Raw genomic sequence first — 20520 nt, 5'->3', positions numbered from 1 at the left:
CGCCGCCCGGACGCGCTGTGCGCCTGCCTTTTGCGGTGTGCCGCAGCGTGGCGGTGATGCGGGGCGTCATACGTGCTTCCGGCCGGTGTCCGTCCCGCCGATCGCCTCCGCCAGTTCGGCGAGGGCCGTGAAGTCGTGGCCGCTCACGAAGGCGTCGCAATGCGGGAGGGCCGCGGCCATACCGGCCGCCAGGGGGAGATAACCAGGGGCCGCCTTACGGGGGTTGACCCATACGACGCGGTGGGCGAGCCTGCGCAGCCTCGCGGTCTCGCGGCCCACGGCGGCCGGGTCCTCGCCCTCCCAGCCGTCGGAGAAGACCACGACGATCGCTCCGCGGGCCATCCCTCGGCGCCCGAAGTGGCGGTTGAACTCGGCCAGCGCGTGCCCGATGCGTGTGCCGCCCGACCAGTCGGGCGCGGCCGTGCCGGCGCGGCGCAGCGCCGCGTCCACCCCGTGCCGGCCGGCGTGCCGGAGCGTCGGGGTGAGCCGGGTCAGGCGGGTGGCGAAGACGAAGACCTCGGCGGCCACGCCCACGGCCGCCGCTCGCGGGAAGAGCCGGAGGTATGCGCGGGCGTACGGCTCCATCGAGCCGGAGATGTCGCACAGCAGCACCAGCGGCCTGCGCCGGGAGCGGTTGCGGGACCGGGCGAGTCGTACCGGCTCCAGGCCCGTCGAGCGGATCGCCCGCAGCGTGCGGCGCGGGTCCACGCGCGGGCCGTGCGGGTCGGCGTCGCGGCGCCGGGTGCGGCGCAGCGGAGTGCGCAGCACGATGAGTTCCATCAGGCGGTCCAAGGCGGCCAGTTCGCCCGGCTCGAGGGCGGCGAAGTCCTTGTGGGCCAGGGTCTCGGCGATGCTGCCGAGGGTGGGCAGCACTCCGGTCGGCCGGTCGGTACGGCCGTCGCCCTCGGTGCCGTGCGCGCGGGCCCCGGAGGCACCGGCGGGTGTCGTGCCGGGTGTCGCAGGGACGCCGCGGGACGGGACGCGCGCGTCCTGCGCGGCGTGGGGCGGCGGGAGGGAGGGGGCTCGGTCGGGCTGGGCAGGGGCCGGCCTGCCGGGGCCGCCGAAGACGGTGCCGAAGACCCGCTCGAAGGGCGGGACCTGCTCCCGGTCGGTGACGAACGCCAGTCGCGCCGTCCAGTACAGCGTCTCGCGGTCGACCGGCGGCACCAGACGCAGCGCCCGCAGGAAGCACACCGCCCGGTCGGGGGTGACCGGGACGCCGGCACGCCGCAGGGCCGCGCCGAGCCGGCCGCCGAACTCGGCGCTGTCGAAGGCCGGGAGTCCCGTCGCGCGGGCCTCAGGCGTCACGGCCGCTGCCGACCAGCCAGTCCAGTCCGCGTGTCCGCACCAGGTCCTGGTCCTCCCGGTACTTCAGGAGCGTGCCCAGGGTCTCCCCCGCGGCCTGCGCGTCCAAGGTGCGCACACCGAGCAGGGCGAGTGCCGAGAGCCAGTCGATGCTCTCGGAGATGCCCGGCGGTTTCTGGATCTCCGGTGCGCGAAGCCGCCGCACCGCCGCCGACACCGCGTCCGCCAGACCGGCGGACGTGCCGGGCACGCGGCGGCGCACGATCCGCACCAGCCGCTCGGGCTCCGGGTAGTCGATCCAGTGGTACAGGCACCGCCGCTTGAGCGCGTCGTGCAGGTCCCGGGTCCGGTTCGAGGTGAGCACCACGACGGGCGGCACCGCGGCGCGTATCGTGCCGATCTCCGGGATGGTGACGGCGGCCTCGGCCAGCACCTCCAGCAGGAACGCCTCGAAGTCGTCGTCGGCGCGGTCGATCTCGTCGATCAGCAGTACGGCGGGCTCCGGGCCCGGATGGGTGAGCGCGGTCAGCACCGGACGGCGGAGCAGGTACTCCTCGGTGAACAGGTCGGTCTCGGCGAGGTGTTCGCCGCGCGCCTCCGCGAGGCGGATGCCCAGCAGCTGGCGCGCGTGATTCCACTCGTACAGCGCCTCGGCCGCGTCGAGGCCGTCATGGCACTGCAGGCGCACCAGTGGTCCGCCCAGGACCCCGGCGAGAGCCTTGGCCGCCTCGGTCTTGCCGACGCCCGCCTCGCCCTCCAGCAGCAGGGGCTGCGGCAGCCGCAGTGCGAGGAAGAGCGCCGTGACGAGCCCGGGGTCGGCGAGATATCCCCGCTCGTCCAGGGCCCGCCGCAGACTGCCGGTGTCCGGGACGCGCGCCTCGGTGAAATTGTTCACCGCGCCTCCGCGTAGCGGTCCGGCGCGGCCTCGAACGCCGTGCGGCAGCCCTCGCAGCAGAACCAGCGGCGCACCCCGCCGAGGTCGGTGTGCGGGGTGTCCGTGGTGGCGGCCACGGTCATCCCGCACACCGGGTCCTTGGCCGTGGGCACTGAGGGTTCCGGTGCCACGGCAGCCTCCTGAGGGGCGGCCGGCCCGCGCACCGAGGCGACGATCTCGGCGAGGATCGACAGCGCCACCTCGCCCGGCGTGCGCGCTCCGATCCACAGGCCGGCGGGGGTGCGGATCCGGTCCCGCTCCTCCCGCGACAGTTCCAGGCCCGCCACGACCGCGGCCCCGCGCCGGGGGCTGGCCACCAGCCCCACGTACGGGACTCCCGCGCGGACGGCGGCCGCCAGCGCCGCGTCCTCGTCGCGGCCGTGGGAGGCCACCACGACCGCCCGCACCCCGGTGAGCGCCTCCTCGGTGAACCGGTCGCCGGGCGGCCCGGCGACCTCGTAGCCCAGCGCCGGTCCGAACCCGACGAGAGCGCGGGCGATCGGAGTCGCGCCCAGCACGAGGACGCGCGGATCGGGGCGTCTCGGCTCCAGGAAGATCTCCAGTTCGCCACCCGACAGGCACGGGTTGCGCAGGCTCAGCGCGCCCTCGTCGGCCTGCGGCTGTCCCGAAGCGCCGTCCTCCGGCGCCTCCGGGGAGATCCGCAGCAGGAGTGCCTCGCCGCTGGCGAGGGTGCGCAGCGCCTGCGCGCGGACGGTGGCCTCCGCGCAGACGCCGCCGACGAAGCCCTCGATGCGGCCGTCCTCCAGCACCACCGCGGTGTCCCCGGGGCGCGCGCTCGCCGGGCGGCGGGCGCGCACCACGGTCGCGCGGACGAACGGGACGTGCCGGGTGGTGAGTTCGGCGATCCTCGCCTCGAGCACCGTTGTGCCGCTCACTGCGGTGCCTCCACCTCGCCGTGCCGCATCGCCTGCCAGACCCGGCCGGGGGTCAGCGGCATGTCGGCGTGGCGCACCCCGATGGCGTCGAGCACCGCGTTGACCACCGCCGGGGGCGAGCCGACGGTGGCGGACTCGCCGATTCCCTTGGCCCCGATGGGGTGGTGGGGCGACGGGGTGACGGTGTGGCCCAGTTCCCAGGCGGGGACCTCCAGCGCGGTCGGCAGCAGATAGTCCATGAAGGAGCCCGACAGGCAGTTGCCGTCCTCGTCGAAGCCGATGAACTCCATCAGCGCCATGCCGACGCCGTCCGCCAGGCCGCCGTGCACCTGCCCCTCGATGATCATGGGGTTGATGCGCGTTCCGCAGTCGTCCACCGCGACGAAGCGCCGCACCTTCACCGCGCCCGTCCCCGGGTCGACGTCCACCACGCAGATGTACGCGCCGAACGGAAACGTCAGGTTGGGCGGGTTGTAGACGGTGGTCGCCTCCAGGTGGCCCTCCACCCCCTCCGGCAGCTCCAGCGCGCCGTGCGCGGCCAGGGCGATCTCCTGGATCGTCCGGGTCATCGACGGATCGCCCTTGACCGACCAGTGGCCCTTCTCCCACTCCAGGTCGTCTGGGGACACCTCCATCATCGCCCCGGCGATGATCCGCGCTTTGTCCCGCACCTTCCGCGCCACCAGCGCAGCGGCGGCGCCCGACACCGGGGTCGAGCGGGAACCGTAGGTGCCCAGCCCGAAGGGTGTCTGGTCGGTGTCGCCGTGGACGACGTCGATGTCCTCGGGCGGGATGCCCAGTTCCTCGGCGACGATCTGCGCGAACGTCGTCTCGTGCCCCTGCCCCTGGGTCTGCACGCTGAGCCGCACCACCGCCTTCCCGGTGGGGTGGACGCGCAGTTCGCAGCCGTCGGCCATGCCCAGGCCCAGGATGTCCATGTGCTTGCGCGGCCCGGCGCCGACCGTCTCGGTGAAGAAGGACAGCCCGATGCCCATGAGTTCGCCGCGCTCGCGCTTCTCGGCCTGCTCGCGCCGCAGCTCCTCGTAGCCGGCCATGTCCATGGCCTTGCGCAGGCACGCCGGGTAGTCGCCGGAGTCGTACTCCCACCCGGTCCTGTTCTGGTACGGGAACTGCTCGGGCCGCAGCAGATTGCGCATCCGCAGCTCCGCGGGATCGGTGCGCAGTTCGGCCGCGAGGCAGTCCACCATGCGCTCGATCAGGTACACCGCCTCGGTGACGCGGAAGGAGCACGCGTAGGCGACGCCGCCCGGGGCCTTGTTGGTGTAGACGCCGGTGACCTCGCAGTGCGCGGCCTCGATGTCGTACGAACCGGTGAAGATGTGGAAGAAACCCGCCGGGTACTTCGTCGGCTGGGCGGTGGAGTTGAACGCGCCGTGGTCGGCGAGGACCTTGACCCGCACGCCCAGGATGCGGCCCTCGCGCGTCGCCGCGATCTCGCCCGTCATGTGGTAGTCACGGGCGAAGGACGTGCTCATCAGGTTCTCCGAGCGGTCCTCCACCCACTTGACCGGCTTGCCCGTGACGATCGAGCCGACGACCGCGCACACGTAACCGGGGTAGATGCCGACCTTGTTGCCGAAGCCGCCGCCGATGTCGGGGGCGATGACCCGGATCTTGTGCTCGGGCAGCCCCGCCACCATCGCGTAGAGCGTGCGGTGGGCGTGCGGCGCCTGGGTGGTGGTCCAGAGCGTCAACTTGCCGTCGACGGGGTCCATCGAGGCCACCGCGCCGCAGGTCTCCAGTGGCGCGGGATGCACGCGCGGGTAGAGCATGGTCTGCTCGACGACCACGTCGGCCCGGGCGAAGACCTCGTCGGTGGCGGCCCGGTCGCCGGCCTCCCAGTCGAAGATGTGGTTGCCGGTGCGGCCCTCCAGGTCGTCGCGGATGACCGGAGCGCCGGGGTCGAGGGCGCGGCGGGCGTCGATGACGGGGTCGAGCGGCTCGTACTCGACGTCGATCAGCTCGATCGCGTCCCGCGCCGCGTAGTGGTCCTCGGCGACGACGAAGGCGACCTCCTGGCCCTGGAAGCGCACCTTGTCGGTGGCCAGCACGGCCTGGGTGTCCATCGACAGCGTCGGCATCCACGCCAGCCCCAGTCCGGCCAGCGTCTCGCCGGTGATCACCGCCCGGACCTTCGGGTGCGCCTCGGCGGCGGAGGTGTCGACCGACACGATCCGGGCGTGCGCGAACGGGCTGCGCAGCACCGCGCCGTGCAGCATGCCCGGCAGCTTCACATCGTCCACGTACCGGCCCTTGCCGCGCACGAAGCGCGGGTCCTCCTTGCGCTTGAGCCTGCCGTAGCCGATGGGCCGCTCCTCGGCGGCGGCGGCCGGTTCCTCGACGGTGGTCATGCCTGGGTCCCCGCTTCCTCGCGCCGGCCGGACTCGTCCTCGGCGGCCCACCTGATGGCCTTGACGATGTTGAGGTATCCGGTGCAGCGGCACAGCTGCCCCGAGATGGCCTCGCGGATCTCCTGCTCGGAAGGGTCGGGGTTGCGGTCCAGCAGCGCGCGGCCGCTGAGCATCATCCCCGGGGTGCAGAAGCCGCACTGCAGCCCGTGCTCCTCGATGAATCCCTGCTGCACGGGGTCCAGCCCGTCCTTGTCCGCCAGGCCCTCGACGGTACGGATCTCGTGTCCCTCCGCCATGGCGGCCAGGACCGTGCAGCTCTTGACGGGTTCGCCGTCCATCAGCACCACGCAGGTGCCGCAGTTGCTGGTGTCGCAGCCCCAGTGCGTCCCGGTCAGCTCCAGGTCGTCGCGGAGGAAGCGGACCAGCAGGTGGCGGGCCTCCACGTCCCGGGTGTGGTCCTCGCCGTTGACGTTGACGGTGATCCGCACGTGCGTCACCCCTCCTCGGGAGCCGTGGGCGCGCCGGCCCGCTCGACGGCGCGCCGCAGGGCCCGCCTGGTCAGTTCGCCGGCCAGATGCCGCTTGTACTCGGCCGCCCCGCGGCTGTCGGTGACCGGCGAGCAGTTCGCCGACGCCACGCGTCCGGCCTCCTCGAAGAGCTCGGGCGAGGGCGCGCGGCCCTCCAGGAGGTCCTGCACGGCCACCGCGTGCAGCCCGTCTGCTCCGACGGCGGCCAGCCCCACCCCCACGTGCGTCATGCGCCCGTCCCTCAGGGTGAGCGCGACGCCGGAGGCCGCCACCGCCCAGTCGCCGGACTTGCGCTCCAGCTTCTCGTACGCGCTGCCGGCCCCGGTCCGGACCGGGAACCGCACCTGCGTCAGCATCTCTCCCGCGCCGACCGCGGTCTCGTACGGCCCCCGGTGGAACTCGGCCATCGGGACGGTCCGTTCGCCGCCGGGCCCGCGGATCACGGCGACCGCGTGCAGGGCCGCGCACACCGCCGACAGGTCCTCCGACGGGTCGGCCTGGCACAGCGAACCGCCGATGGTGCCCCGGTTGCGCACCGGCGGGTCGGCGATCACCCGCTCGGCGTCGTGGACGATCGGGAAGTACCGGCCGATCAGCGGCGACTCCAGCAGGGTCCGGTGCCGGGTGAGGGCACCGATCCGCAGTTCGCCGCCGACCTCGTCGATGTGGTCGAGTTCGGTGAGGTCGTTGATGTCGACCAGCACCTCCGGCCCGGCCAGACGCAGCTTCATCATCGGGAGCAGGCTGTGCCCCCCGGCGAGGACCCTGGCCTCCTCGCCATGGCGTCCCAGCAGCTCCAGGGCCTCTTCGACGCTCCGTGCCCGTTGGTACTCGAACGAAGCGGGTACCTGCACGGCACCCTCCCTCCCTGCCGGACGGACCGGGTCGTCACCGGTCTCGTGGGTCGACGACGGGTCGATGTGGGGGAACCCTGGACCCGCGCGGGAGAGCGGTCAACGGCGTCTGAAGAGAATGGTTAATCCGGAGGGGGAACAGTTGACGCTCGAACAGATGTAATACCTCCCATGACGCTTACGCAGCTCCGGGCCTTCGTCGCGGTGGCCCGTCTGGGCTCGGTCAAAGCCGCGGCCGCATCCCTGAACGTCACCGAGCCGGCGGTGTCGGGCGCGGTCGCGGCGCTCCGCCGGGAGCTGGGCGACGTCCTCTTCATCCGCGCGGCGGGCGGCATCAGCCTCACCCCGGGAGGGCAGCGGCTCGCGGCGGGCGCCGCCGAGATCGTCGGCCTGGCCGAGGAGACCCGGCACCGGGTGCGGCAGGCCGGCACGGGTACGGCCCAGTTACGGGTCGCCTCCACCGAGACCGGGGCCGAGCAGGTGCTCCCGGCCCTGCTCGCCGCCTTCGGGCGGCGGCAGCCCGACCTGGACGCCGACACCCTCGCCGTACCCGTGGGGGTGTTCGGCGAACTTCTCCGGGACCGCAGGGCCGACGTCACCATCGGGCCCGCGCCCGCACCGCACCCCTCGATCGAGTCGGTGCCGTTCCTCCGTTTCCAGCTCGTCGTCGTGGCGGCGCCGGACCACCCTCTGAGCCGGCGGAGCGCGCTGCCGCCCACCCTGCTCGCGCCGGAGCCGTGGCTCTTCGGCCCGGCCGGCATGGATCCCGACACCCTCGCGGGCGTGTTCCTGGCGCGGATCGGCGTCGATCCGGCCAGGGCGACGGCGTTTCCCAGCGTCACGGCCGCCCTCAACGCCGTGGCCGCGGGCGACGGGGTGACGGTCGCGCTGCTGCACGCCGTCCGCGACGACCTGAGGCGGGGCAATCTGGTGGTCCTCGACGTCGTCGGGATGCCCGTCAACGGCATGCTGTACGCGAGCACCCTGGCCGCCGACCGCCGTTCCGCGGTCGCCGCCGCCCTGTGCCGCTTCGTCACCACGCCCGCCGCCACCCAGGCCATGCTCGCCCGGTCCATCGGCGTGCCGCTGACGGAGTTCCGGCCGCCCGTCCACGTCACGTTGTGGAGCTGAGCCCACCTGCCCCAGGGCTCTTAAGTGAACGCTGAACTGCGCGTTGACGCACCGGGGCCGCGGGCCGAAGGTATGGGCACCCGTCGCCGGACCGGGCGGAGCAGCCGAGGACTGACGACCGGACGGCCGGGCCACCGGCATACGTGACACCCGAACTCCGGAGGATCCGGAAAATCCAGAGGATCCGGAAGAGAGGCTTGCCGCGATGGACTTCACCAACGCGTTCCGAGTGAGTCTGCCGCCGGCCGAGGCGTGGGAACTGCTCACCGACGTCGAGCGGATCGCGCCGTGCATGCCCGGCGCCCAGCTGACCGGCCGGGACGGCGACGCGTACAACGGCGTGGTCAGGGTGAAGGTGGGCCCGATGACCATCCAGTACAAGGGCGTCGCCGAGTTCGAGGAACTGGACGAGGAGGGCCGCACCGCCGTGCTGCGGGCCCGCGGCCGGGACACCCGGGGCCAGGGCAACGCCGACGCACGGATCACGGCCAGGCTGGTCGCCGACGGCGGGACGGCGACCGCCGTCACCGTGGAGACCCGGCTCACCATCACCGGCAAGGTCGCCCAGTTCGGCAAGGGGATGATCGAGGAGATCAGCCGGAGACTGCTGGCACAGTTCGTGGACGCGCTGGAGCGGCAACTGGCCGCGGAACGGTCGCCCGCAGCGGTCGGTGCGCCCGCCTCCGGCGCGGCGGCCGGCGGGGCACCGGACGAGGACCCGGTCGTGGAGCGCGGCGCCGAACCTTCCCCGGACACTTCCGGGGCGAGCGACACCGCCGCGCCGCAGGGACCCGCCGCGCCCGCCGCCGTACAGGCCGCCCCGGAGCGGCCCGCCGCCGAACCCGAGCCGCTGGACCTGCTGGGCGTCGCCCGGGGCGCGGTGGTCAAACGCGTCGTGCCGCTGGTCGTGGGGCTCGCCGTGCTCGTCGTCCTCGTCGTCTGGCTCACCCGGTAGGGAGCGCGATGCGTGAGCTGATCGGCCCTCTGCGGGCGTGGTACACCGAGGGCGGCACCATCGGGCTGGCCACCGTGGTGGCCGCGTACCGCAGCGCCCCGCGGCCGCCGGGTGCCGTGATGGCCGTGTCGGCCTCCGGCGAGGTCGCCGGGAGCGTGTCGGGCGGTTGCGTCGAGGCGGCGGTGTACGAGGTGGCGCGAGAGGTGCTGCGTACGGGCACCGCGCAGTCGGAGCGGTACGGGATCAGCGACGACGAGGCGTTCGCCGTGGGGCTGACCTGCGGCGGCACGATCGAGGTGTTCGTGGAGCCGGTTTCCGCGGCCACCTTCCCCGAACTCCCCGGGATCATGGACGACCTGGCGTCCGGCCGGCCCGTCGCCGTGGCCACCACCGTCTCCGGTCCGGGCACCGGCGCCCGGCTGGTCGTACGTCCCGAGGACCGGGCCGGCGGGCTCGGTGACGCGGAGCTCGATGCCGCCGTCGCGGCGGACGTCCGCGCGTTGCTGGCGCACGGCGCCAACGGTCTGCGGAGGTATGGGGAACGGCGGGTGTTCGTGCGGTCGTTCGCGCCGCCGCCGCGGTTGCTCGTCTTCGGCGCCACGGACTTCGCGGCCGCCCTCGCCCGCCAGGGTGCCCTGCTCGGCCACCGGGTGACGGTCTGCGACGCGCGTCCGGTGTTCACCACGGCGGCCCGCTTCCCCGGCGCCCATGAGGTGGTCGTCGACTGGCCGCACCGCTACCTCGCCGCCGAGGCCGCAGCGGGGCGGACCGACACCCGCACCATGGTCGCCGTGCTCACCCACGACCCGAAGTTCGACGTACCGCTGCTGGAGGTGGCCCTCCGGCTGCCCGCGCTGGGCTTCGTCGGGGCGATGGGCTCCCGCCGCACGCACGAGGACCGTCTCGAACGCCTGCGCCGGGCGGGCCTGACGCCGGACGAACTCGCCGGGCTCTCCTCGCCGATCGGCCTGGACATCGGTGCGCTGACTCCGCAGGAGACGGCCGTCTCTATCGCCGCCGAGATCATCGCGGGGCGCCGCGGCGGCAGCGGCGGCCCGCTCCGCGCTACCGAGGGGCCGATCCACACGGCCGCCCACCGGGCCCCTGTGGCGGCCGGCGGCGGTCCGCTCCCGGGCCCGGTGCCGGAGAGCGAAGTGCCCGCCGAACGGTGAACGACGACGGGTCTGCCCACGACCGCGCGGCCGTGGGCAGACCCGTCGTCATACCGGACGTGCCTACTTCTTGAAGGCGTAGTTCATCATCTTCGTCGCGTCCGTCGCACGGGTGGTCGCCGAGGAGGAAGCGAGAACGGTACCGATGACCGTCTTGCCGTTCCGGGTCGCGGCGAAGACCAGGCAGTACTTGGCGGCGGTGCCGGAGCCGGTCTTGACCCCGATGGCTCCGGCGTAGCTGCCCAGCAGCGTGTTGGTGTTGGACCACGACATGTAGCGGTAGCCGCCACTCTTCGTGGTCACCTTCTGCTTGGTCGACTTCGTCTTCACGACGCCGCGGAAGGTCGAGTACTTCATCGCGTTGCTGGCGAGCTTGGTCAGGTCGCGGGGCGTCGAGTAGTTCGCCCCGTTCCCGATGCCGTCGAACGAGTCGAAGTGGGTGTTCTTCAGACCCAGGGTCTTGGCCGTCGAGTTCATCTTGCCGATGAACGACTTGACCCGTGCCGCCCGCGAGGTGCCGGTGCCGAACTTGTCGGCGAGGGCGTAGGCCGCGTCGCAGCCGGACGGGAGCATCATCGCGTACAGCAGCTGACGGACGGTCAGCTTGTCGCCGACGATCAGGTGCGCCGAGGAGGCACCCTTGGCGACGATGTAGTCGCTGTACGCCTTCTGGACCGTGACCTTGGCGTCGAGATTCAGATGCGACTGGGCGAGCACGACGCGCGCCGTCATGATCTTGGTCGTCGAGCCGGTGGAACGACGGGTGTCGGCGGACTTCGTGAAGAGGGTCTTGCCTGTCCCGTTGTTCATCACGAAACCGCCCTTGGCGGTGATCGCGGGCACCGGGAGAGTCGCAGCCTGGGCCGGGGCCGTGAGAGCTCCGGCGGACACCACCCCTCCCGCGGTGATGGCCACCACAGCCACCCGAGATGTAATTTTTATACCGCTTTTCAAAGCGTATACCCCCAAATTTCCCTACGGGTTGACGGCATGACGACGCCGCCGACCCATAGGACACCCGAGAGGGGCAAACAGATGTACGTCCCGCCGAAAATTCTTCGGTCCTCTGCGGTTCCATCGCATTGGCGGATCCATCCTCCGAGGGGGTGGGAGTCCGCGGGCTGCGGCGCGATACCGGCCCGCAATCCGGCTCCTCCCGGGCGGGCCGCGGTGGTCCGGCAGAAAAGCAGATGCCGACGGGCCGTAGGACGGGCTGCGCGCACATCCGCGGGGTGGCCTGCCGCCGGAAGCCGTAGCCCACGAGGGGGGCGGGGCCCTTGGTCGCCGCCGCCGGGGCGTGTCGACGTTGCCGCCGCCCATGCCAGATGCGTCGGTGGAGCCATAGCGAAGGAGTTGATGCCGGCGATGGCGCTACCAGGCCGTCGCCGGCGTTGGCGGGTGTGGCGGCAATGCCTGACGGTGGTGGCGCCGCGCGGCGCGTTGCTCCAGGCCGGTGCGGGGCGCTGTGCGGTTTAGCCCATGGGGAGTTCGCACAGACGCCACGGATTCAGTGGCGAGTCAGCACTCGCCATGTCTGCGTCTACTGGTGAGGCTGCCGTTGGTCAGCCCATGCCTCCGACTTCACGTCGGGCAGTGTCTGTCCGCGTGGCATGATGACTCTATGACTCTGATCCGAAAGGGCGATGCCGCGTAGGTCGCCCGGCGCGGTGCGCGCCCAGAAGCGGTTGGGCCGGGGTGATTCCCACCGGTTCAGTCAGATATCGGGACTTGGCCGTAGCGCTCAGGGTGCTGTCCGGCGCCTGGAGGCAGAGCGGTTCTGGCCAGGTTTCCTGCATGAATCCCTCAACGAGTTCGAGCAGTTCCTCCGGCGCCCAGGGCGCCGGCTCTATGTGCCACTCGCGAATTGTCCGTGCCACGATCCGCTGTCCGGTCGGGACAACGTCGAAGCGATCGTGGAGGCCTTGCCTTCGCGCGCCCGCCGTGAGCTTCGGCGGATCGTCACGCCACTCGACGAGGAATTCGAGCGGCGGACACTGCCGGATCCCACGGCGCCCGTCAGGTTCGGGGCCGGCTGGTGGCACCGACGCCTGACAGAGCGATAGCCGATGCCGGCGAGCGCCCGCACATGCGAGGTCGGAACTGCTTCCTCCGCACCGGCAAGGACGACCACGGAAACACGGTCACCATCCGCAAGGCCGTGTTCAAGCGCCATCAGGCGAACGGCGACAACGCGACGCGGCCGGGCGTCTTGCGGCCACTGCGCACGACGGACCACGTGTCGTCGGCGTCGGTTTCGCCGAGCTGTGTCTCAGCGCGGCGGCCGCCTCCGGCGACTGTCACGGAAGCCCTCCGGGTGTCAGCCGAGCACTTCGCGTTCTGCCCCGACAACGGAGGAGTGACCCGGGGGTTCGCTGACCTGGGGCTGCTGAGCCGGGTGGCGCAGCAGTGTGCCGGCCTTCGCCTCGAGCAGCGCCACCGCGAGCAGCTCGCCGTCGGCGGGGCCGTAGTGGTCAAGTGCCTCCTCGTGGAGGCGACGAACGGTCTCGGCGATGGGGTGCGGCGTACCGAACCGCGCCGCCATGGCCGTCACCGCGGCGAGTTGGTCACGGATGTGGTCCAGGCCGAAGCTGGTGAGGTAGTCGCCGGCGAGAAGAGCCGGCAGATCCTTCCGGATGAACGCGGTCGAGGCCGGGCTCTCGGCCAGGACCTCAGTGAGTACGCCCAGGTCTATGCCGGCACGATCACCCAGCAGAAGCGCCTCGGCGGTGGCCGCCGCCTGGCCGAACCACAGGAGGTTCACCAGCAGTTTGGCGGTGTAGCCGGTGCCGAATCCACCGATGTGGGTGACGCGGTCGGCCACCGCGGACAGCACCGCGCGATGACGGTCGAGGAGCGCGGCCTCCCCGCCGACGAAGAGCCGCAGCCGTCCCGCCGCGGCGTCCTCGGGGGATCCGCCGATGGGCGCCTCGAGAAATCCGAGTCCCTGAGCAACCGCCCGCTCCCGGCAAGGAGCCGCCGCTGTCGGGGTGTTGCTGCTCATGTCGATCCATACGGCACCCGGCGCCAACACCTCCAGCACGCTGTCCTCGATCGCCTCCGCGACCTCGGCCGGTCCTGGCAGCACGGTGAGAAGGACATCCGCTCCCCTCGCCGCGGCGAGGGCGGAACCGGGCCACTCGGCCCCGCATGTCAGGACCGCTTCCCGGCGTTCGGGCCGGACGTCGAAGGCCCGCACCTCGTGTCCCGCGCGGACGAGATTGCCGCACATGGGTGCGCCCATGCGCCCAACACCGAAAAGGCAGACCGTCGACACAGGCGGATGCTATCCCGGCCGTACCGGCACCGTGCTCGCGCGTCGGCATCACCGCGGTCCGGCCGCCGGCAACGTGAGGTGCCGGTGCACGGAACGGTCAGGGGTACCGAGCGACACACGTCCCGCCCCGGCGACGTCCGGTCCGGCCCTACCGGCGCAGACCGAGGGCCTCCCGCCCCGCGTACCGGGCCTGGGACCCCAGTTCCTCCTCGATGCGGATGAGCTGGTTGTACTTGGCGGTCCGGTCGGAGCGGGACATCGATCCGGTCTTGATCTGGCCGCAGCCGGTGGCGACGGCGAGGTCGGCGATCGTGGTGTCCTCGGTCTCCCCCGAGCGGTGTGACATCACCACCGTGTAGCCCGCCCGGTGTGCGGTGCCGACGGTGGCCAGGGTCTCGGTGAGGGTGCCGATCTGGTTGACCTTCACCAGGATCGAGTTGGCCACCCCGTTGTCGATGCCCTCGCGCAGCAGGGTCTCGTTGGTGCAGAACACGTCGTCGCCGGTGAGCTGGCAGCGGTCGCCGAGCCGGGCCATGAGCAGCCGCCAGCCGTCGAGGTCGTCCTCGGCCATCGCGTCCTCGATCGAGGCCACCGGGTGGCGTGCGACGAGTCCGGCCAGGTAGTCCACGTGCTGCTCGCGCGTGCGGCGCAGGCCCTCACCCGTGTAGTCGTAGATCCCGTCCCGGTAGAACTCCGAGGTGGCGGGGTCCATGACGACGGTGATGTCCTCGCCGGGCTTGTAGCCGGTGCGCTCGACGGCACGCACGACGAAGTCCAGGGCTTCGTCGGCGGAGCGCAGGTTCGGGGCGAATCCGCCTTCGTCACCGACGCCGGTGTTGTGGCCGGCGGCGATGAGGTCGCGGCGCAGGGTGTGGAAGACCTCGGAGCCCATGCGTACGGCTTCGGCGAAGGTGGCCGCTCCGATCGGGGCGATCATGAACTCCTGGAAGTCCAGCGGGTTGTCGGCGTGCGCGCCGCCGTTGATGATGTTCATCATCGGCACGGGCAGCAGTCGTGCGTCCACGCCGCCGACGTACCGGTACAGCGGCAGGCGGTGAGCGGCCGCGGCGGCCTTGGCCACGGCGAGCGAGACACCGAGGGTGGCATTCGCCCCGAGCCGGGCCTTGTTGGGGGTGCCGTCCAGTTCGATCAGCGCCGCGTCGACAGCGGCCTGGTTCTCCGCGTCGAGACCCGTCACGGTGTCCGCGATCGTCTCGTTGACGGCGTCCACGGCCCGGCGCACTCCCTTGCCGTGGAAGCGGCCGGGATCCTCGTCCCGCAGTTCCACGGCCTCCCGGGCGCCGGTCGACGCCCCGGAGGGTACGGCGGCACGGCCGAGCGATCCGTCCGACAGTTCGACGTCCACCTCGACGGTGGGGTTGCCCCGGCTGTCGATGATCTCGCGCCCGAGGACGCGGGTGATGGCGGTCATGGTGCAGCTCCTCACGTTCGATCGTTCGATCCCTAATAAGTTCCCCACCGAAACAAAGTGAGTTCCCGGAGGGAACTTACTATGGGGCCATGAAGATGCACAACGCCGACGCGGCCTGCGGGATCGCCCAGGCCGCCGTGGTCATGGGTGACTGGTGGAACGTCCTGGTCCTGCGGGAGATCGCCCGCGGGCACGTACGTTTCGACGCCCTCGCCGCGGAACTGGGCCTGTCCCGCAAGGTCCTCACCGAACGGCTCGGACGGCTCGTCGCGAACGGCGTCCTGCGTCGCAGCCTCTACCAGCGCCGCCCGGTCCGGTACGAGTACCTGCTGACGGACGCGGGCCTCGGGCTGCTCCCGCTGCTGGTGGCGATGCAGGACTGGGGCGACCGCTGGGTGCTGGGTGACGGAAGCCTCACCGCGACGGCGGCCGAGGACAGCGCGGAGCACGCCCGCGTGCATTCCCTGACCGGCACCCGGCTGGCCGCTGGGCTGGAACTGCCCGGCAGCGACGGGGCACCGCTCGACGCGGTCGCCCCCGACGCCGCCGCGACCGTCCTGTTCACCTACCCCGGCACCGGGGTGCAGTGGGAGGAACCGCTGCCCGGAGCGGCCGGCTGCACCCTGGAGAACCGGCTGTTCCGCGACGCCTGGCCCGCCTTCCGGGAGGCAGGCGCCGCCGTCCACGGCGTCAGCACCCAGCTCCCCCACGAGCAGGCCGCCTTCGCCCGGTCCGAATCGGTGCCGTATCCGCTCCTGTCGGACTCCCGTCTGCACCTGGCGGCGGCCCTGCGCCTGCCCACCTTCCACGCCGCCGGGAGGCCGCGCCTCAAGCGCAGCGTCCTCGTCCTGGACCGGGAGCGGACCGTACGGCACGTCCTCTTCCCCGTCGACGACATCCCGCACGCGGTGGACGAGGCCCGGCGCCTCGCCACGGCGGTCGCGGCCGATCACGCCTGAAGGCCGGACCGCGCCGCGCGGGCATGCGCCGCTTTCGCTTCCGTGCGCTCCTGCTGCGAGCCGCCTTCGCCTGTCAGGATCGACGCGGGGGCGGCTCGGTTCCGGCCGCGACAAGGACCGTGACAAGGGGGGCGTATGACGCGGCGATGGCTGGTGACGGGGTGTTCTTCGGGACTTGGGCGGGCTCTGGCGGGCGCTGCCGCGGAAGCCGGTGACCTGGTGGTCGCAACGGCCCGCCGGCCCGCCGCTCTGGAGGATCTGACGGCCCGGTACCCGGACCGGGTGACGACCGCGGTTCTCGACGTGTGCGACCCGGGGCAATGCGAAGCCGCGGTGGCCCACGCCGTCGAGCACTTCGGCGGGGTCGACGTGCTCGTCAACAACGCCGGAACGGGCCTGCTCGGGGCGCTGGAGGAGATCTCCGACGACGAGCTGCGCGCCCAGCTCGACGTGCTGACGGTAGCCCCGTGGCGCCTCACGCGCCTGGTCCTGCCACAGATGCGCCGCCGGGGGTCCGGCCACATCGTGAACGTCTCATCCTTGGCGGGCCGGATGGGATTTCCCGGCCTGTCCGCGTACGTGGCGGGCAAGTACGCGCTGGAGGGCATGAGCCAGGCACTCGCCGCGGAGGTGGCACCGTTCGGGATCCGGGTGACCGCGGTGGAGCCGGGAGGGTTCGCCACCCGCTACGGCACATCCGTGGCCGACGCCGCCACCTGCATCCCGGCGTACGCGCAGAGCACGGACGGGACCCGAACGGGCCTGCGCGGCATGGACGACAACCCCACCCTCAGCGACCCCGAGACCTTCGCCGCCCACGTCCTGCGGCTGGTCGCAGCCGACACGACGCCACTGCGCGTGCCGATCGGCCCCGACGCCTACGCCTTCCTCGACATGATCGAGGACGCCACACGCGAAGAACTCGCGGCCGCACGCGCTTTCATCACCGGCACGGACCAGCCGCCGGCGGCGTCCGCGGACGCCGTCGCGTCCACAGCGCCCCTCACGATGGGGCCGTAGCGACGGGGGCCGCACCGCTTCGCGCGGCCCGGCGCCGCGTGGCATGCGGGCACTGCGCATGCCAGACGCTGCACGAGCGGTACGTACTTCGGCTCCACCTGGTCGACCGCCTCGCGGAGCACCCGGCGTGACCGGGCCGACCTGCCGAACCGCTGGGCCGATCCGCGCGGCTCAGCCCGAGCCCAGCAGCCAGCGGACCTCGCGGCGCAGCAGTTCGCGGCGGGCGGGCGACTCGTAGGACTCGGCGCCGTGGCCGAGGGCGTCGTAGACGGTTCGCTGCCGGCCCTCCTCCCGGGCGAGCACCAGGGGGTGGGCGCGGCCGTCGAGAGTGTGCGACAGGAGCGCGTGCGCCGGCCGCAGCAGGTCCAGGTGGCTGTAGAGCTCGTCATGGACCGCGATCTCGCCGAGGCCTGCCAGCACGGGTCCGGCCGCCGGGGTCAGTCGCTCGCGGCCGATCGGCGGGTGCATCGACACACCCTCCACCCAGCGCACCCCGAGGCGCTCCGTCCACGCGGGCACCGCGCCGAAGGTGTTGGCCGCGGTGTGTACGCCGAGGACCGGGCGGTCGGAGGCCAGGTAGTCGAGGAGCGCCGCCGGCGGTTCGGTCTCCGGTCCAGGGGGCGACCCCAGCCCGCTGTTGACGATCAGCAGGTCGGCGTCGCTCAGGCCCGCGCGGTCGGACCGGCCGGTGCTCTCCACCCTGCACGTCCGGCCCAGCTCGTCCAGACAGTCCGCGATGGCCTGCGATGTCGCCGTGAAGTCGTGCCAGGGGTCGTCGACCGCGGGCACGCCGGAGAGGATGACGATGCGGATCACGGAAGGCTCCAGGGGCTTGGCGCGGCCGAGGCGGGAACGGGGACCGGCGGCAGCAGGCCTTCCTCGCGCAGCCGTCTCCATACGGCCGGCGGGACCTCGGTCGTCGCCCAGTCGAGGTTGTCCCGCAGCTGGTCCTGCGAGGCGGGGCCGGTGAGGACGCAGGCCACCTCCGGGTGTCCCAGCGGGAACTGGAGAGCGGCGGCGGCGGTCGGCACCCCGTGCTCGTGGCAGATCCGCGCGATCCGCGCCACCGTCGCCCGGATCTCCTCGGTCACCGGCCGGTAGCGGAACTGCGGATGAGCCACTTTGTCGATCAGTCCGCCGTGCATGGCCTGGGCCGCGACGACCCTGACGCCCCGGCGCTCGGCCGCGGGCAGCAGTTCGAGGCGGGCCTGAGTGTCGAGCAGGGTGTAGACGCCGGCCGCGAGCACCACGTCGATGTCGGTTTCCCGGATGAAGCGGGCCAGCATGGGTGCCTGGGTCATGCCGACGCCCACCGCGCCGATCACCCCTTCGTCCCGTAGCTGCGCGAGGGCGGGCCATGCGCCGTCCAGGGCTTGTTCCCAGTGGTGATCGGGATCGTGGATGAAGACCAGGTCCACCCGGTCGACGCCCAGCCGCCGCAGGCTCTCCTCGAGGGAGGTGCGGACTCCGTCGTGGCTGAAGTCGAAGATCCAGCCCGCGCCGGTGCGCGCCGTGTCCGGGTGTTCGGGCCGCACCAGCCGGCCCACCTTGGTGCTCAGCAGGTACGCGTCCCGCGGCCGGCCCCGGAGCATCTGGCCCAGGAGCAGTTCCGAGCGCCCGTCGCCGTACATCGGGGCGGTGTCGTAGTAGCGGAATCCGCTGTCCCATGCCGCGTCGAGACACTCCATGGCCTGACCGGTCGGTACGGGCGGCTGTGCGATGGCCGCCGCTCCGAAGCCCAGGCGGGGCAGTGTCGCCACCGCGGGCCGGGGGCCGGCACCGTGACGCATCAGGCCTTCACTCCCCCGGAGAGCAGGTCGACCCGCCAGTAGCGCTGCAACGACAGGAACAGCAGGGCCAGCGGAATGATCGACAGCAGCACCCCGATGATGACGATGGAGTACTGCGCGGCCTGGCCTCCGGTGATGATCAGCAGTCCGTACAGTCCCTCGGTGAGCGGGTAGAGGCGGTCGGTGTTGAGCATGACGAACGGCAGCAGGAAGTTGTTCCAGATGGCGATGAACTGCAGGAGGAACACGGTCACCAGGGCCGGGGCCATGAGACGGGTGCCGATGGACAGGAAGATGCGCCACTCCGAGCCCCCGTCCACGCGGGCCGCCTCGATGATCTCGTCGCTGACGGAGGCCTCCGCGTAGATCTTGCAGAGGTAGATGGCGAACGGGCTGACCAGCTGCGGAAGGATGACCGCCGCGTAGTTGTTGGTCAGTCCGACCTTCGCCAGCATCAGGAACTGGGGAATGGCCAGCATGATCTGGGGCAGCAGGACCGCGGCCACGATGATCCGGAACGTCCAGACGCTGCCGCGGAAGCGGTACTTGCCCAGCGCGTACCCGGCGCAGCCGCAGATGGCCGTCGACAGCGCGGCACCGCCGAAGGCGTAGATCACGGAGTTGAGTGCCCAGCGCGCGAAGATGCCGTCGTTGTACGTGAACAGCGCCTCGACGTTGGAGACGAAGCCGCCGTTGAACGCGGGCTGGAACGGCGGCGTGGAGAACAGTTCGTCGTTGGTCTTGGTGGACGCGATCACGATCCACAGCACGGGCAGCACGCAGTACAGGGCGCCGAGGGCCAGGATGATCGTGGGGACCAGGTTGACGGGACCGGAGGGCGTCCGCCGGCGTGCTGCCGCCGATTCGGGCCCGGCCCCGGTGGTGACGGCGGTCATCGCTCACTCCTTCGGGACATCCTGCGCAGGAGCAGGCTGGCGACGGCGGTGGCCGTGACGGTCATGATGATGAGCAGGAACGAGGTGGCCGCTCCGCGGTGGATGTCGTTGTTGACGAAGGCGTCGGTGTAGACGCGCATCAGCGGCACCCAGGTCGAGCTGATCGCGTTGGCGATGGGCTTCAGGGTGGTCGGTTCGTTGAACAGCTGCAGTGCGCCGATCAGCGAGAACACCGTCACCAGTGTCATGGTGGGGGCGAGCAGCGGCAGCTTGATGCGCAGCGCGATCTGCAGCTCGCTCGCGCCGTCGATCTCGGCGGCTTCGAACAGTTCGCGCGGCAGGCTGCGCAGCGTGGTGTACAGCACCACCATGTTGAAGCCGAGTACGCCCCACACCGCCACGTTGGCGACCGAGAAGAACACCTCCGCGGAGCCGAAGTAGTCGATGTGGTCGCCGCCGATCGGGCTGGTCGCCGGCAGGTACATGAAGCCCCACAGCAGCGAGGCGATGACGCCCGGTACGGCGTACGGCAGGAAGATGGCCAGCCGTGCGATGCCGACCAGCCGGGCCCGTTTCGCGTCGAGGCAGAGGGCGAACAGGGTGGCGAAGAAGATCGTGGCGGGTACGCCGACGCCCGCGACCATCAGCATCCGCAGGATGCTGTGCCAGAACTCGGAGTCCGCGAGGGTGGCCCGGTAGTTCTCCAGGCCCGCGAAGACATCGTGCGGGTTCTCGTTGCCGAGCAGGCCGCCGCCGATCTGCGGCTTGAGGAAGCTGAGGTAGAGGGCGTAGACGCCGGGGGCGACGGTGAACAGCAGGAACAGCACCACCGCGGGTGCGAGCAGGAACTGCGGCAGCAGGGTGCGCCGTCGCCCCCGGGGCCGGGAGCGCAACGCCGGGGTGAGGCCACCGGGGAGCCGGCGGGGACCCGTGCCCGGGGGCGGTGTGCCGGGTGTGGGCCGCGGACCCGCCTGGTCCTCGATGGCACTCATGAACCCGTCCT

The 20520-nt window shown here is 72.0% G+C and carries 19 protein-coding genes; 5 read left to right on the top strand and 14 right to left on the bottom strand.

What is annotated here, in order from left to right:
• Nucleotides 1-66 precede the first annotated feature (66 nt).
• Genes RV983_RS37030 through RV983_RS37005 form a run of 6 tightly spaced genes read right to left on the bottom strand, consistent with a single transcriptional unit; the run spans nt 67 to nt 6888 of the window.
• Entirely contained in the window at nt 67-1308 is a 1242-nt protein-coding gene (locus RV983_RS37030) for a vWA domain-containing protein (protein ID WP_475990088.1), read from the bottom strand.
• Nucleotides 1298-2200, bottom strand: a complete 903-nt coding sequence (locus RV983_RS37025; RefSeq protein ID WP_475990087.1) for an AAA family ATPase — start codon at nt 2198-2200, stop codon at nt 1298-1300. Before RV983_RS37025 ends, RV983_RS37030 begins: the two co-directional genes overlap by 11 nt.
• On the bottom strand, nt 2197-3135 hold the full coding sequence (locus tag RV983_RS37020) for an XdhC family protein (protein ID WP_475990086.1): 939 nt from the start codon (nt 3133-3135) through the stop codon (nt 2197-2199). Before RV983_RS37020 ends, RV983_RS37025 begins: the two co-directional genes overlap by 4 nt.
• Nucleotides 3132-5507, bottom strand: a complete 2376-nt coding sequence (locus RV983_RS37015) for an aerobic carbon-monoxide dehydrogenase large subunit (RefSeq protein ID WP_475990085.1) — start codon at nt 5505-5507, stop codon at nt 3132-3134. The genes RV983_RS37020 and RV983_RS37015 overlap by 4 nt, the downstream gene beginning before the upstream one ends.
• Nucleotides 5504-5995: a (2Fe-2S)-binding protein gene (locus RV983_RS37010; protein ID WP_475990571.1), complete on the bottom strand. Its 492-nt coding sequence runs from the start codon at nt 5993-5995 to the stop codon at nt 5504-5506. Before RV983_RS37010 ends, RV983_RS37015 begins: the two co-directional genes overlap by 4 nt.
• Before the next feature lie 5 nt (nt 5996-6000).
• Nucleotides 6001-6888: an FAD binding domain-containing protein gene (locus RV983_RS37005; RefSeq protein WP_475990084.1), complete on the bottom strand. Its 888-nt coding sequence runs from the start codon at nt 6886-6888 to the stop codon at nt 6001-6003.
• 171 nt (nt 6889-7059) lie between these two features.
• Here RV983_RS37005 and RV983_RS37000 point away from each other — a divergent pair, with 171 nt between their 5' ends.
• The 3 genes from RV983_RS37000 (at nt 7060) to RV983_RS36990 (ending at nt 10146) form a co-directional block, all read left to right on the top strand.
• The gene (locus tag RV983_RS37000; RefSeq protein ID WP_475990083.1) at nt 7060-8019 is read left to right on the top strand and encodes a LysR family transcriptional regulator; all 960 of its coding nucleotides are present in this window, start codon (nt 7060-7062) and stop codon (nt 8017-8019) included.
• A gap of 205 nt (nt 8020-8224) precedes the next feature.
• On the top strand, nt 8225-8974 hold the full coding sequence (locus RV983_RS36995) for an SRPBCC family protein (RefSeq protein ID WP_475990082.1): 750 nt from the start codon (nt 8225-8227) through the stop codon (nt 8972-8974).
• 8 nt (nt 8975-8982) lie between these two features.
• Nucleotides 8983-10146, top strand: a complete 1164-nt coding sequence (locus RV983_RS36990; RefSeq protein WP_475990081.1) for an XdhC family protein — start codon at nt 8983-8985, stop codon at nt 10144-10146.
• Between the two features lie 63 nt (nt 10147-10209).
• Here RV983_RS36990 and RV983_RS36985 read toward each other — a convergent pair whose 3' ends face one another.
• The 4 genes from RV983_RS36985 to eno form a co-directional block, all read right to left on the bottom strand.
• Complete coding sequence (locus tag RV983_RS36985; RefSeq protein ID WP_475990080.1) at nt 10210-11061, bottom strand: D-alanyl-D-alanine carboxypeptidase family protein; 852 nt, start codon at nt 11059-11061, stop codon at nt 10210-10212.
• A 1257-nt stretch (nt 11062-12318) separates the two neighbouring features.
• Complete coding sequence (locus tag RV983_RS36980; RefSeq protein ID WP_475990079.1) at nt 12319-12447, bottom strand: hypothetical protein; 129 nt, start codon at nt 12445-12447, stop codon at nt 12319-12321.
• A gap of 16 nt (nt 12448-12463) precedes the next feature.
• A complete protein-coding gene (locus RV983_RS36975; protein ID WP_475990078.1) occupies nt 12464-13420 on the bottom strand; it encodes an NAD(P)-dependent oxidoreductase in 957 nt (318 codons plus the stop codon).
• Nucleotides 13421-13568: 148 nt separating this feature from the next.
• A complete protein-coding gene (gene eno / locus RV983_RS36970) occupies nt 13569-14852 on the bottom strand; it encodes a phosphopyruvate hydratase (protein WP_475990077.1) in 1284 nt (427 codons plus the stop codon).
• A gap of 89 nt (nt 14853-14941) precedes the next feature.
• Between eno and RV983_RS36965 the strand changes: the two genes are divergently transcribed.
• Together RV983_RS36965 and RV983_RS36960 are read left to right on the top strand one after the other, a co-directional pair.
• Nucleotides 14942-15811, top strand: coding sequence for a winged helix-turn-helix transcriptional regulator (locus tag RV983_RS36965; protein WP_475990076.1), 870 nt, complete (start codon nt 14942-14944; stop codon nt 15809-15811).
• A gap of 135 nt (nt 15812-15946) precedes the next feature.
• A complete protein-coding gene (locus RV983_RS36960) occupies nt 15947-16831 on the top strand; it encodes an SDR family oxidoreductase (protein WP_475990075.1) in 885 nt (294 codons plus the stop codon).
• A gap of 171 nt (nt 16832-17002) precedes the next feature.
• On the opposite strand, the gene RV983_RS36955 is transcribed toward RV983_RS36960, so the two are convergent.
• The 4 genes from RV983_RS36955 to RV983_RS36940 are packed head-to-tail and all read right to left on the bottom strand — an operon-like array spanning nt 17003 to nt 20509.
• A complete protein-coding gene (locus RV983_RS36955; RefSeq protein WP_475990074.1) occupies nt 17003-17647 on the bottom strand; it encodes a ThuA domain-containing protein in 645 nt (214 codons plus the stop codon).
• A complete protein-coding gene (locus RV983_RS36950) occupies nt 17644-18621 on the bottom strand; it encodes an aldo/keto reductase (RefSeq protein ID WP_475990073.1) in 978 nt (325 codons plus the stop codon). Before RV983_RS36950 ends, RV983_RS36955 begins: the two co-directional genes overlap by 4 nt.
• Nucleotides 18621-19517 carry a carbohydrate ABC transporter permease gene (locus RV983_RS36945; RefSeq protein WP_475990072.1) on the bottom strand — a complete coding sequence of 299 codons (897 nt, stop codon included), beginning with the start codon at nt 19515-19517 and terminating at the stop codon, nt 18621-18623. The genes RV983_RS36950 and RV983_RS36945 overlap by 1 nt, the downstream gene beginning before the upstream one ends.
• Nucleotides 19514-20509, bottom strand: a complete 996-nt coding sequence (locus tag RV983_RS36940; RefSeq protein ID WP_475990071.1) for a carbohydrate ABC transporter permease — start codon at nt 20507-20509, stop codon at nt 19514-19516. Before RV983_RS36940 ends, RV983_RS36945 begins: the two co-directional genes overlap by 4 nt.
• Nucleotides 20510-20520 lie beyond the last annotated feature (11 nt).

Source organism: Streptomyces sp. RLA123 (assembly GCF_056270165.1).
The sequence above is the reverse complement of the archived record's forward strand: the minus strand, read 5'-3'. Positions and strand labels throughout refer to the sequence as shown.